Consider the following 251-nt stretch of genomic DNA (forward strand, 5'->3'; position numbering starts at 1 on the left):
CCGACAGCCTCGCCCACGGCATCCACCTGATTGCGGTGCAGAGCGCGGACGGCAGCCTGGTCGTTGGTGATTCGCACCTTGAGGACGCCAGCCCCGAGCCTTTTGCGAGCGACGCGGTCGACGAACTGATCCTCGGCCATCTGCACGAGGCCGTGCATCTGCCGGCCTGCGATGTGGTGGAGCGCTGGACCGGCGTCTACCCCACCGGCCACACGCAGGATGCCCTCATCGAGGCCCCGGCGCCTGGGCTG

General features: G+C 69.3%; 1 protein-coding gene. It reads left to right on the top strand.

The genetic code is table 11. From position 1 onward, the window contains the following. The coding region (locus tag RVY79_RS20850) for a hypothetical protein (RefSeq protein ID WP_317466514.1) at positions 1 to 251 on the top strand (251 nt) is incomplete at both ends.

The sequence above is a fragment of the Chromohalobacter sp. HP20-39 genome (assembly GCF_033052815.1).
Classification (GTDB): domain Bacteria; phylum Pseudomonadota; class Gammaproteobacteria; order Pseudomonadales; family Halomonadaceae; genus Chromohalobacter.